Genomic DNA, 1,314 nt, shown 5'->3' with positions numbered 1-1,314 from the left:
AATATGGCTTATATCTTTCCCCTAATGTGCCATTTCCATTAAGATTTACCAATAAAGAATTTTCATTTAAGCCAAAATTATTTGATTTTGATACCATTAAAATAATTGAATAGTCGACGATTTAAATGAGAAGGATAAAGGGGGATGAAAAAAATTTTTTTAACACTGATTTTATTGTTTATTTTTTCTATAGGAATTGTTCATTCAAATGAATCACCGGATATTTGGGATTATTATAAAGTTTCAAAAAATTCTGTTTCTGGTAATAAATCAGATTATGAGAGAGAATTTTTAACGGAAAAGTATTCGAGAATTAAACTAATATTAATCGATGGAAAAGTTATAGTTGATACAATTTGTGTTATCCAGTATAAAACATCAACAAATCTTACTACACCTTTATCTTATTGGAAAACTCCAGAAAAAGTGGAGGAATATAAAAAAATTTTTTCAGAAGAAGGGCTCCTTTTAGGCGATCAATTTGAGGCAATAAACTTTACTAATAATCATGACGATAATTTATGCTTGGAAGCGGGTTTAACTGATTTAATAAAGATCGATAATTATTTTGTTTTTCTAACTAAGTCAGATCACTTAATAATATTTTCGAAGCATTTGAAAAAAAATAATGAATCGCCCATAACTTATCGAGGATTTAATTATAAGATACCAAATCGGGAATTTAGTTGGTTTGGTCATCCCATGTTGACAAATAAAAAAATTGTAGAAGATATGAATAAGAAGTGTGATTTTCCCGCTGATGGATCTTATTTTGATTCTTACTTTGCTAATGAGTGTGATTTAAACGAATTAGACGATTATTTTGTTGAAGTTAGTCAAGCTTTATTCAACAAAAAGAAAGAGATATATCAAAGAGGAGAATATCGATACAATTTAACTAAAAAGCAGCATGGAGAGTTTGATTTCGAAATATTTTTGAATATTGAAAAAAATAATAAATTAATAGATAACTTATCAATTTTTAAAGAAAAAATTTCAGAATCGGCCGCTTTTTCACAGTATTACTATATTGATAAAAGTTTAAAAAATGTTTGGTTATTAAATTATGTTGGTAGTGACGAAACACAACGTATTGAAAAATGGAGACATTATAAAATAGATAATAGTGGGCACTTCAAGTTATTGGAATCGATTTCATGTAAATATCGTAATAGACAAAGGGTTGTAAAATGTCACAAAGATTAAGAATATCATCGTTAAGGTTTTGTTACCTCTAAAAGAAATCAAAATATGATATTTGTTATTCGAATAAAAGGATAAAGACAGATGAAAAGAAGACTATTTATCATACTT

At 26.9% G+C, this 1,314-nt stretch carries 1 protein-coding gene; it reads left to right on the top strand.

From position 1 onward, the window contains the following. Positions 1–144 precede the first annotated feature (144 nt). Positions 145–1,206, top strand: coding sequence for a hypothetical protein (locus tag J3U63_RS13170; RefSeq protein WP_267371843.1), 1,062 nt, complete (start codon positions 145–147; stop codon positions 1,204–1,206). The last annotated feature ends 108 nt before the right edge of the window (positions 1,207–1,314 follow it).

Source organism: Gilliamella sp. B2838, from assembly GCF_026536185.1.
In the GTDB taxonomy this organism is placed as follows: Bacteria; Pseudomonadota; Gammaproteobacteria; order Enterobacterales; family Orbaceae; genus Gilliamella.
Note: the sequence above shows the minus strand (reverse complement) of the source record. Positions and strands in the feature narration are given on the sequence as shown.